General features: G+C 44.7%; 11 protein-coding genes. 3 read left to right on the forward strand and 8 right to left on the reverse strand.

Annotated features, from left to right (window positions below; translation table 11 throughout):
• Positions 1-42: 42 nt before the first annotated feature.
• From secB to rsgA, 4 genes are all read right to left on the reverse strand, one after another.
• Positions 43-501, reverse strand: a complete 459-nt coding sequence (gene secB / locus B4J23_RS07745; RefSeq protein WP_004782070.1) for a protein-export chaperone SecB — start codon at positions 499-501, stop codon at positions 43-45.
• Between the two features lie 35 nt (positions 502-536).
• Positions 537-791, reverse strand: a complete 255-nt coding sequence (gene grxC, locus B4J23_RS07750) for a glutaredoxin 3 (protein WP_004782071.1) — start codon at positions 789-791, stop codon at positions 537-539.
• A 21-nt stretch (positions 792-812) separates the two neighbouring features.
• Positions 813-1,220, reverse strand: a complete 408-nt coding sequence (locus tag B4J23_RS07755; RefSeq protein WP_005232169.1) for a rhodanese-like domain-containing protein — start codon at positions 1,218-1,220, stop codon at positions 813-815.
• Between the two features lie 93 nt (positions 1,221-1,313).
• Entirely contained in the window at positions 1,314-2,372 is a 1,059-nt protein-coding gene (gene rsgA / locus B4J23_RS07760; RefSeq protein WP_180057723.1) for a small ribosomal subunit biogenesis GTPase RsgA, read from the reverse strand.
• Between the two features lie 124 nt (positions 2,373-2,496).
• Here rsgA and orn point away from each other — a divergent pair, with 124 nt between their 5' ends.
• Positions 2,497-3,051 carry an oligoribonuclease gene (orn, locus tag B4J23_RS07765; protein WP_291359781.1) on the forward strand — a complete coding sequence of 185 codons (555 nt, stop codon included), beginning with the start codon at positions 2,497-2,499 and terminating at the stop codon, positions 3,049-3,051.
• Between the two features lie 35 nt (positions 3,052-3,086).
• Here orn and B4J23_RS07770 read toward each other — a convergent pair whose 3' ends face one another.
• The gene (locus B4J23_RS07770) at positions 3,087-3,335 is read right to left on the reverse strand and encodes a hypothetical protein (RefSeq protein ID WP_004782075.1); all 249 of its coding nucleotides are present in this window, start codon (positions 3,333-3,335) and stop codon (positions 3,087-3,089) included.
• Positions 3,336-3,533: 198 nt separating this feature from the next.
• On the opposite strand from B4J23_RS07770, the gene B4J23_RS07775 reads away from it, so the two are divergent.
• On the forward strand, positions 3,534-4,304 hold the full coding sequence (locus B4J23_RS07775; RefSeq protein ID WP_004782076.1) for a tRNA threonylcarbamoyladenosine dehydratase: 771 nt from the start codon (positions 3,534-3,536) through the stop codon (positions 4,302-4,304).
• Between the two features lie 103 nt (positions 4,305-4,407).
• Positions 4,408-6,222: a tetratricopeptide repeat protein gene (locus tag B4J23_RS07780; protein ID WP_291359782.1), complete on the forward strand. Its 1,815-nt coding sequence runs from the start codon at positions 4,408-4,410 to the stop codon at positions 6,220-6,222.
• Between the two features lie 56 nt (positions 6,223-6,278).
• On the opposite strand, the gene B4J23_RS07785 is transcribed toward B4J23_RS07780, so the two are convergent.
• The 3 genes from B4J23_RS07785 to B4J23_RS07795 are packed head-to-tail and all read right to left on the reverse strand — an operon-like array spanning position 6,279 to position 11,039.
• Positions 6,279-7,691 carry an efflux transporter outer membrane subunit gene (locus B4J23_RS07785; protein ID WP_291359783.1) on the reverse strand — a complete coding sequence of 471 codons (1,413 nt, stop codon included), beginning with the start codon at positions 7,689-7,691 and terminating at the stop codon, positions 6,279-6,281.
• Positions 7,692-7,701: 10 nt separating this feature from the next.
• Positions 7,702-9,681 (reverse strand): MacB family efflux pump subunit, encoded by a 1,980-nt coding sequence (locus B4J23_RS07790; protein WP_291359784.1) that lies wholly within the window; start codon positions 9,679-9,681, stop codon positions 7,702-7,704.
• 2 nt (positions 9,682-9,683) lie between these two features.
• Positions 9,684-11,039, reverse strand: a complete 1,356-nt coding sequence (locus B4J23_RS07795) for a MacA family efflux pump subunit (RefSeq protein ID WP_284880504.1) — start codon at positions 11,037-11,039, stop codon at positions 9,684-9,686.
• Between the last annotated feature and the right edge of the window lie 229 nt (positions 11,040-11,268).

Below are 11,268 nucleotides of genomic sequence, written 5' to 3' on the forward strand. Positions count from 1 at the left end.
AAGACCGCAATTGCGGTCTTTTTTAACTTCAAGATCAAGTGATTAAGCTTGACCTTCAACAGCAGCAGCTTGCGCACGTTGCATGTTCGCTTCAAATTCAGCATCGAAGTTGATTGGAGTAAGCAGCAATTGCGGGAAGCTACCTTTAGTGACCATATCATTCACCGCTTCACGAAGGAACGGGAACAGAATGTTCGGGCAGTAAGCACCAAGAATGTATGGCAGACGCTCTTCTTCCACGCCATCAATCAGGAAAATCCCTGCTTGAGTCACGTCAACGATAAACGCTGTATCACCTTCATTGGTTGCTTGAACCACAACTTTTAAAGCCACTTCAAAATGAGTCGGATCAATTTTTTCTGCAGAAGAAGAAAGGTTGATGTTTAACTCAGGTTGCCATTGCTTGGTAAAAACTTGTGCCCCAGGAACTTCAAAAGAAATATCTTTAGTGTAAATACGCTCTAATGCCAATTGTGGTTGAGCTTGTTGTTCTTCACTCATTCTTTAATCCTTGATATGAGGTAGGTTTTAGTAAATTAAGCCAATAATTCGTCTAGTTTGCCTTCACGCTCTAGGGCATAAAGTTGATCAAAACCGCCGATAAATTGTTCATTAATAAAAATCTGTGGCACGGTACGATGATTGGTGCGTTGCATCAATTCAAGACGCACTTCAGGGGCTTCATTCGATAAATTAATTTCTTTGAATGCAACACCTTTGCGCTCAAGGAGCTGTTTTGCACGGATACAATACGGACATACTGTCGTCGAATAGATAGTAACTTCAGCCATGATCAATCTCCTGTTCGCAGATTATTTGCTTTTCACCAAAGGTAAACCTTGAGCTTTCCAGTTTGTAATGCCGCCATCCAGACGGTAGGCATCTGCATGACCTACCTGTTGAAGCGCAGAACCTGCAACTTGCCCAAGATTACAAATGAACACCAACGGGCGATCAGATGCTTTTAACTCATCAACGTGTTTTGTAATTTGGCTATATGGAATATTACGGCTACCACTGATGTGACCTTCACGGAAGTCTTTAGCATCACGTAAATCAATCAGCATGGCATTTTTTGCTTTAACTAAAATTCCCAGCGATTGCGGAGAGATTTTGCGACCATTACGTTGACCTTCGATAATGAAGAAGACAACCACGAGTACCGCGAGTGTTCCAAACAAGAAGGGGTGATTCCCCATAAACTCGAACCAACGTTCCACAATTCACCTAATTACAATTTTAAAATTGCCAAGAGTATAGCTCATAAATATGGTGATCAAAATCACCGCTTCAAGGGCTAAGCCTTAAGAAAATTAATTTTTTTGCTGCGCTTCGTTAATTTCGTCAATTAAACGTAAATAGCTGTCTAGTCGGCGCGGCAAAATTTCCCCTGTTGAGGCTGCCTGACGTAAGGCACACTGTTTTTCATGTTTATGTGTGCAGTTACGGAACTGACAGTGACCGAGCAGATTTTCAATTTCCGGAAAACCACTTTGAACTTTGTCCAAGGTCAGATGCCAGAGACCAAATTCACGGATTCCCGGTGAGTCGATGAGAGCAGCGCCATCGCCAAAGGAAATCAGACGTGTGGAAGTTGTTGTATGCTGACCCAGTGCCGAGTTTTCAGAAATGACATTGGTTTTCTGTGCAGCATCCGGGACGATCGCATTAATCAGCGTGCTTTTACCTACACCAGACTGACCGACAAACGCTACAGTTTCTTCATTCAGACGAGCGGACAGTTCTGTCAGATCACCATCAGACTGGGTTTGCATGACTTCATAACCCAAATCTTTATATTCTTTAAGCAAATCCAGAATCGGATCATTTTCCTTGAGCAAATCTGATTTATTGAGCACTAAAAGTGCTGGAATCTCTGCATCTGCACAAGCCACCAGATAACGGTCAATCAAACCTGGTGCTGGTTCAGGCAATGGCGCGAACACAATCACAATCAGGGAAATATTGGCGGCAACCGGTTTAACCTTGTGGTAACGGTCAGGACGGGTCAGCAAAGAAGTGCGCGGATGAATCGCTGTAATAATGCCGAGTCCGGTATTGGGATCAGCCTGCCATTTGACCCGGTCACCTGTTACCAGCAATTCCAGGTTAGTTCGGGTATGGCAGCGCCAGACACTCCCTAGTTCAATCGGCTTCCAGAATGGCTCAGGTTCACCTTCAGCCACGACCGGTTTTTCAGGATGCTGTTCAGGTACAGACAAGGCCTGGACTTCAAGCTGGCGGCCATAATGCTGCACGACCAGTCCTTCCAGGTCTTGAGAGGTATCGATCTCTTCCTGACGCGTTTTGTGCTGTTTTTGAATACGACGTTGTTGTTGTTCAGTTAAACGACGTTTACGTATTAAAGCCATTCAAATCCTAAAAAACCATGGGAGCGAGATGGCAAAAATAGCATGAAGCGGGGTGTCAGTTACAGCATCGACGTAATAAATTTGCTACTATAAATGTTTTATAGCCTAATAAGATTGCACATTTATGAGCAGCACGCCGGATAGCCGCCTGATTTGGATTGACCTGGAAATGACAGGTCTGGATACAGATAATGACCAGATTATTGAAGTTGCCACGATTGTAACGGACGATAACCTAAATATTCTTGCCGAAGGGCCCGTGCTAGCTGTGCATCAATCTGACCGTATCCTGAATGCGATGGACGAGTGGAATACTCGCCAGCATGGTCAGTCTGGCCTGATTGAGCGTGTACGCCGCAGTAAATTGACTGCTCAGGATGCAGAAAGTGAAACGATTGAATTCCTGAAAAAATGGGTCAATCCAAAAGTATCGCCGATGTGTGGTAACTCGATCTGTCAGGACCGTCGCTTTCTGCACCGTTTAATGCCTGAACTGGAACAGTATTTCCATTACCGTAATCTAGACGTATCTTCAGTAAAAGAGCTGGCAAAACGCTGGCGCCCTGAAATCATGAGTGGTCTGAAGAAAAATGCTTCGCATCTAGCGATGGATGATATCCGTGATTCGATTGCTGAACTGAAATATTATCGTGAATATTTCTTCATTATGAATAAATAATCCGAGCAAATAAAAAAGAGGCGAAAGCTTCTTTTTTATTGCTTGGCAGAAAGTTTCTTGTGATAAAAGTTTTCACTGCTTTCAAACAGTACCCAGGTCAGAAGCACCAGAGCAAGATGGGTCTGGGTTTCATATTGATCCAAGATAATCAAAGCAAATAATCCTAAAGTCAGGATACGGATCATGATACTGAGATAATAATTTTTCTGCTTTTTAAAGGTTAAACCGTAAAGATAGAGCAGGAACAGCAAAACCAGCAGGGCAAAAAGGGCGTTAAATAGCATGCTGATCTGGCTCCCTTTAGGACAATAATAATTGAAATATTTTGAAGATTATTATGATGGTAATTTGATCAATTTTACGTGTTTTAGCGATGGCACAAGAATGCTTTTTTAACTGATTTTGTATCTGGATTTTAGTGGCAGTAAAGTGTCCATGATTTTGCTAAAATGCTCTGGTGTTTTTCTTGCTATTGATGACCTATGACTGATCTGCTTCAAGATGATGAGTATGACCGCCGTTTTGCGGGTGTAGCCAAAATTTATGGTGACGATAGCTTTCATCATTATGAAAACAGTCACGTGATGGTGATCGGAATTGGCGGTGTTGGTTCATGGGCAGTCGAAGCATTGGCACGTACCGGGATTGGTGAGCTCACACTGGTCGATATGGATGTGGTCGCAGCATCGAATATTAACCGTCAGTTACCAGCTATGACGGCGACACTAGGATGTGAAAAAATCGAAATCATGGCAGAACGCTGCCGTTCGATTAATCCACGCATCAAGATCAATTTGATTGACGATTATCTGACGCCAGAAAATGTGAAAGAAATTCTGTCAGGAAATCCTGACATCATTCTGGACTGTATCGATGACGTCAAAGCGAAATTTGCCTTGATGCTGCATTGCCGTTTTAACAAGGTTCCATTGATTGTATCCGGTGGAGCAGGCGGTAAACTGGATCCCTTAAAAATCCGTGTTGCCGATTTATCCAGAACCGAACAGGATCCAATGCTGGCAAAATTACGTGCGCAATTACGTGCTAAAGGCATCTGTAAAAAGCCAAAAGAAAAATTTGGCATCACTTGTGTCTACTCTATCGATAACCCATTCTCGAGTGCAGATGTTTGTGCAAGCGCAGGCTTACGCTGTGGTGGTTATGGGTCTGCAGTGGTAGTGACATCTAGCTTCGCCATGGTTGCGGTATCGGAAGTATTGAAAAAGCTCGATAGTAAAAGACTTAAAGCCTGATTGAGTCAAAAAAAAAGCACACGATCTGTGCTTTTTTTTATGCTAAGTTTAAAATGAATTTTTATACATATAACAAAAACAATCTTTTGGTTTTGGAGCAGCTATGTGGTTTTTGCTAGTGCTGGTTTTGGGGATTGGGGCTTTAGCAATCTGGATGTGGAAACGTCCTGATCCGGTGAAACGTGATCAGGCCAAAGCCGTGCATCATGATCTATGGATTGAACAGATTGATGCTCAATTGAAGTATGCAACCCGTCTAAGTACGGATCCGCATCACCCGGACTATGGACGTGCCTATCAAATTTATCAGGGGCTGGCCCAGCAGCAGGAATTGCCGCAGGCTTATGTGGGCATGGCCCTAATGCACTTAAACGGACAGGGCTGTGAGCAGAGCACAGAAAAAGCGATTAGTTTTCTTGAAAAAGCTTATAGTTTAGGTGGTGAGGATGCGGCCTATCATTTAGGCCAGATCTATGATGGTCATCAATACCAATTAAATGATCCTGAAAAAGCCTTGTACTGGTATCGGCATGCGGTCGCGCGTGGTCATCTGGATGCGCAGTATCGCATCACTGAGCTGGCTGAATCTGACCATGACACTGCAGAACAGCAACGTCTGCAACTGTTAATTCAAAATGCCGAGCAGGGACATGCCAATTCACAGTATCAGTTAGCCCAATATTATTTGGCGGATAGTGCAGCGCAAGATTTAAGTTTGGGTATCCATTATCTGTTTCTGGCAGCACAGCAGGACCACTTGGCTGCCAATCAGGGTATTGCCGAAGCCTATGCAAATGGCAAAGTCTTGCCCAAAAATCAACAGCAGGCTTTGAATTTCATTAAACGCTGTATTCATCTCGGTGATCAGAGTGGTTTATATGATTACTATGCCGGCGTGTTACTCGGCACTATTGATCCTGATCAACGTCAACGGGTGTTTCAGCATCTATTACAGCAGTCCAAAGAACATAAAGATGCGCAGGCCAAAACCCTGATCGGTCTGGCTTATTTTCATGGCTGGTATGTACAAAAAAATGAAACCATGGCATTTCGCTACTGGTCTGAAGCAGCACAAACCCAGCATCCTCAAGCCTTGAGTCTGATTGCCGCACTATATTTTGAATCCTATCTGGTCGCACATGAACCGGAGAAAGCATTTGAACTCTATCGACATGCCTTGCAAAGCGATCCTGATCATGGCTTTAGTCAGATGGGTCTGGCGCTCTGCTATTTAAACGGAGTAGGTGTAGCCAAAGATACGGCTAAAGCCACCCAAATGATTCAGGCAATCGCACAGCAAGAGCAACCTGCAGCACAGTCTGAAGCTGATCTGATTTATATAGTGGGACGTTTTTATGGCTTGCCTGAATATCCGCTGCCGACCCGAGAAAAGGCAATTCAATATTTGAATCAGGCGGTGGCGAAAGGATCAAGTAAGGCTGCCTGGTATCTGTATCAAGCATATTCTGGTTTTTATCCAGTCTTTGAAGTGAATGAGGAACAGGCCAAACGTTATCTGCATCAGGCAGCTCAATTGGGCAATGCACAAGCCCAGACCGAATTAGGCTTAATGTATTTAAAGGGCAAAAAGGTGGAGCAGGATACGGCTTTAGGACTGAAATATCTGGAACAGGCTGCGAGCCAGCATAATGGTCTCGCACTAAATGCTTTAGGTGAGGCTTTGGAACAAGGAATTGGCATTGAAGCCAATTTGGATCAGGCAATCCAGTGCTATCGTAAAGCGGCTGCGCAGGTGAATGCTGATGCTTATAGTCATCTGGGGCGCTTATATACCAAAGGCATTGGTGTAGAACGTGATATTGCAATTGCCCGTCAATGGCTAGAAAAAGGCAGTCTGTTAGGACATGAGCCTTCTATTGAACAGCTCAACAATGTAAATGCTTATCTGCATATGTAAACTTCAATAAAAAAACCGCTGACTAACAGCGGTCTTTTTTGAGTCAAATATATTGCTTAAGGTAGTTGTTTGATCGGGCTACCACCCAAAGCTTGCATCAGGGTCACATAAGCATTGTATTGGCTTTGTCGGGTTTGCACCAAAGACAGACGGGCATTCCGCGTAGTTTCCTGTGCATCCAGCAGATTTTTCAATGCTACTGCACCATTACGATAACGTACTTCAGTCAAACGTTCAGTACGTTCAGCCAGTTCAACGTTACGCTGTTGTAACGCAACCTGTTTGGTGAGTTCAGTACGATTAGACAAGGCATTCTCTACATCGGCAAAAGCTTCATACATGGTCTGACGATACTGGATAATCGCTTTTTCATATTCCAGTTCATTCACCTGCAAATCACGCTTCATATCATTCCATTGTAGGAATGGCAGGCTGAGTCCAGCACCTAAGGTCGCCACCGGATTTTTAAGTGCATCTGACAATGATGAACTGGTGCCCACGCCGGTACTTAGGCTGCCAGTCAGGCTGATCGAAGGGTAATAACTGGCTTTATTGGCATCCTTGTTGGCCAAGGCTTTACGCAAACGCAATTCAGTAGCTCTCAAGTCAGGACGGCGGGAGAGAAGGCTAGCAGGCAAGCCAGCTTTAATCGACGGTAAAGCAATATTCGGTAAACGTTTCGGTTCCTGAATCGAAAGCTGTTGCACAGGCATATTCATGAGTACTGCCAGCGCCGTACGTGTTTCCACACGTTGCTGCTCAATCTGACTTAAGGTCGCTTGCTGGCTTTGGATCGCCTGTTCAGCCTGAGTTAAATCCAAACCAGACACAGCACCGGCACGATACTGGACATTGACCAGATCATAGGTACGCTGTGCAGTCGCTAGGTTTTGTTGAACCACGCTATAACGTTCATTTAGATAACCCAGCTGCCAGTACAGTTGAGCAGTCGTACCAATCAGACTTTGTGCAGTCGCTTGCAAGTCTTCTTCAGATGCCAGGGCTTCCCAGCGTGCTGCTTCAGTCTGATTGGCCAGTTTACCGAACAGATCCAGTTCATAGCTTAAGCCAGGGAAATTAACCCCAAAGCCGGATGAACTGCTGCCATCTTCCAGATCAAAGCTTCTACGCGTGGTTAACCCCGCATCACTGATACGTACACCTTGCTGGCTTTGTGTCTGTCTGGCTTGAATACGGGCTTGCTGCAAATTGATCCCGGCCACGGCCAGATCATTATTGGCTGCCAGTACGTCATTCACCAGACTATTTAATTGGGGATCTTTAAATAGAGTCCACCATTGGTCTGCCAAAACATCAGCATGGATTTGCTGGCTTATAGCTTTACTGTTTTGAAAGTTGTTAGGTACCTGTACAGCAGGTTGTTCATACGGCGTTTTCACCACGGCTGCACAGCCGACCAGTGAACTCCCGAGGAGTAGGGCACTGGCAAGTTTGGTAAGAGTATGCATATCAGATTCCTTATTCTCGAGAAAGTGCATCGACTGGATTCAAACGGGCTGCATTACGTGCCGGGATAAAGCCGAACACAATACCGATCAGGCTTGAGCAGACAAAGGCCGCGACAATTGATGTGGTCGAGTATGCCATTTGGAAGGTTCCTCCAGCAAAATGGGTAATCAGCTGACCGATACCGAGTGACAGCAATACGCCTAAGATACCGCCCAGAATACAAACCAAAACAGCTTCAATCAGGAATTGCTGCAGAATGTCACTTTGGCGCGCACCGACCGCCATCCTTACCCCGATTTCCTGAGTACGTTCAGTCACGGAAACCAGCATAATGTTCATCACACCAATACCACCGACCACTAGGGAAATGACGGCGATAGCCGAAACCAGAAGCGTCATGGTCTGAGTGGTTTCTTGAATGGTTTCACGAATACTGTCGGAGTTTTGCGTAAACACATCTTGAGCACCATGGCGTTGTACCAATAGGCTTAAAATGGCATTTTCCGCAGCCGCACTTGGATATTCATCTTTAATACGCACAATGATACTGCGTACATTGGATTGTCCCAGCATACGGCTCATGACGGTTGAATAAGGCAAATACACATTCAGGCTGTCTGAGTTGCCCATCATGCTTTTTTGTTCTTCAATGACGCCAATCACCCGACTCGGTACACTACCCAATAGAATGACTTGACCGACAGGATTGGTGCCATCCGCAAAGAAAGTGTTTTTGGTATTGCTATCAATCACCACATCCTGAGCTTGTTCGGTCACACTTTCTTTATCAAAGGGCTGACCTGACTCAAAGTTCATACCTTTGACATAGAAGAAGTCTTCACTGACACCGTTGACCGTGGTCGATGCTTCGATCTCTTTGAAGCGTCCGGTGACACTACTGTTGACCGATGGACTGACACCATCGACATAAGGTTGTTCCGATAGGGCAGTAGCATCATCAGGAATCAAAGTTTTCACTTGTGCAGTTCGGGAATTATCCCCAAAGCCACGACCTTGATACACGGTAATGGTGTTGGTGCCCAAGCTGCTAATATTTTCCAGAATCTGCTTTTGTGAACCGTTACCGAGCGCAACGACTGAAACCACCGACGCGATCCCGATAATGATGCCGAGCATGGTCAGGAAGGTCCGCATCCGGTGTGCATTCATGGCCAATAAGGCCATACGGAAGGCTTCACCTAAACGGTCAACAGCCGAACGCCAACTGGCAATTTTTTTCTGTGGAGCACGAACAAGCTGTTGTTTTTCCAGTGGCTCATCATCGGTCACTGGGGTATTGGGTAGATCGGAAATGATATTCCCGTCACTGATCTCAATAATCCGCGTGGCATTTTTAGCAACTTTATGATCATGGGTAACCAAAATAATGGTATGACCTTTGGCATTCAGTTCACGCAAAATGCGCATGACCTCAATACCACTGTTTTTGTCCAATGCCCCGGTGGGTTCATCGGCCAAAATCACATCACCACCATTCATTAAGGCACGAGCAATCGATACACGTTGTTGCTGACCACCAGACAGTTGGCTCGGACGGTTTTGGGTTTTGTCCCCCAGTCCTAGATCGGTCAGTAATTGCTTGGCACGAGCATTACGCTCGGTCGCATCGGCACCGGCATAAATTGCGGGTACTTCAACGTTGCCCGTAGCATTTAAATCACTCAATAAGTGATAGCGCTGGAAAATAAAGCCGAAATACTCACGACGCAATTGAGCTAATTCATCAGGCTCAAGCTCGCGGGTTTCACGTCCTTTAACTTTGTAGCTACCGTGGGTGGGTTTGTCCAAGCAACCTAAAATATTCATTAAGGTTGATTTACCTGAACCCGACTGACCTACGATTGCCACTAATTCACCGGGATAAATCTCAAGATTAATCCCTTTAAGAATCTGAACAGTGCTTTCACCGGCGGGGAATTCACGAGTCAGATTCTTAACCTCAAGTAGAGGTGTTTGATTTTGACTCATAATTACATTCTCATTGGGCCGCCAGCACCACCACGGTTGCTGCGTTTAGCTGAATCATTTGAAGTATCTGAACCATCTGCAATCACCACTTTATCGCCTTGATTTAAGCCGCGGATGACTTGAGCTGTGACGCGGTTATTCAGACCAATTAATACAGGTTGAGGTTTTGCAGAACCATCTGCTTGTAATACACGAACCATCGATACAGTTGCTTTTCCTTGTTTAACCAAGGCTTTTTCTGCTTCAGTGAGTTCTAAGCGTTTAGGTCGATCCGTTTTATTTTCACCTTGTTTCGCATCAGCAGGAGCGGCAGCATTATTGGCTTGTGTTTTATCGCTATCGGAACTTTGTGCACGGCGCTGCGGACGGTTTGAGGTTTGCACCGCTGCGGCAGGAATAGTCAGCACATTTTTCGCTTCATCTAAAATGATGTAGACCTGAGCAGTCATATCAATACGTAATTTACCATCTTCATTCGGTACATCAAATAGGGCGTTGTAATACACCGCAGTACTTGATGATGAAGTCGATGTGCTGTTGCTTTCGGTATTGATCGAGTCCGGTGCAGGTTCAACTTGACGTAATGTTGCATAGTGTTTGGTTTCACTGTCACCTAAAGTGGTGAAGTAAACACTTTGACCTTCCTGAACTTTCATCACATCGGCTTCAGAAATTTCCGCTTTAATGGTCATGGTATCCAGCTGCGCCAGTTTCACAATCGTTGGTGCACTTTGATTGGCGTTTACAGTCTGACCTTCTTCAGTCACGATCGCTACAATGGTTCCGTCCATTGGCGCCACAATTTGGGTATAACCGAGATCTTCTTTCGCAGTGGCTAGAGTTAAACGTGACTGTTCGATCTGTGCATTAATCGCGGTGATATCTGCCTGAGCGGTTTTGTAGCTGGCTAATGCAGATTCTAGTTCTGAACGCGAGGTTGCATCTTGGGCATACATGGCTTGCTGACGCTTATACTCGGCTTCCACCTTAGCGAGGTTGGCCTGTTTCACGGCAAGCTGTGCCATCTGGTTTTTAATACTGGCTTCAGCAGTCTTTAAATCATTTTCCTGACGAACAGAGTCAATTCGGGCAATTAACTGGCCTTGTTTAACCTGATCGCCAAGTTGCACATACATTTTTTTAACCTGACCCGAAACCTGGGCACCGACACTGACCATTTTGGTGGCTTCAAGTACACCAGTTGCTAGTACCGAATTTTCGATATCCCCTTGGGTCACTTCAGCTGTAATGTATTGTGGCTGCTGCTCTTTAGGTTTCAGAAAATACCAGGCAGTGACTGCCACCAGGATGGCAATTACAATTGCCATAATGAGTTTCGTAGGTTTTATTTTTGGCATATGGATTCAGATTCGGGTCGTAGGATAACAGTTGATTATAAAAGCGAAATTAGGATAAAACGTGAATTTTTTTTATTTAAAATGAGAACTATTTTCCACTGCCTGGTTTAAAAAAACATATAAGATAAAACCTGATTTTATATAAGGGATTCATTGAAATACTCCTATTAAAATCATCTTTTTTAGATGAAATTTTATAAGATTTAGCTATCTGAAAAATATTGATCAT

This window comes from Acinetobacter sp. UBA3025 (assembly GCF_002367915.1).
GTDB lineage: Bacteria > Pseudomonadota > Gammaproteobacteria > Pseudomonadales > Moraxellaceae > Acinetobacter.